The 262-nt window shown below is 45.8% G+C and carries 1 protein-coding gene; it reads left to right on the plus strand.

Annotation, left to right across the window (positions count from 1 at the left end; genetic code table 11):
* The coding region (locus tag WDB87_RS00050) for a hypothetical protein (RefSeq protein WP_337848637.1) at nt 1-262 on the plus strand (262 nt) is incomplete at both ends.

The raw sequence follows: 262 nt of genomic DNA on the forward strand, positions 1-262 counted from the left end.
AGATAGCGTAGAACTTGATAACACCGCAGCAATTACAACCAGCATTGATAAAACAGCAGATGGCGTTATAAATGGCAACGGCGAAAGTGCAGCAATCGTGGTACGCGGTACAGTAACCGATGTTGAAGACGGCCAAACTGTAACTGTTGTTATCAGCGATGGCACAAACCAAGTTGAAACAACGGCGCTTGTACAAAATGGCGAATACGTCACAGAACCGGTTGATGCAAGCGCATTAAACGACGGCACATTAACTGCTACA

Source organism: Pseudoalteromonas sp. C12FD-1 (assembly GCF_037414265.1).
Taxonomy (GTDB): Bacteria; Pseudomonadota; Gammaproteobacteria; order Enterobacterales; family Alteromonadaceae; genus Pseudoalteromonas.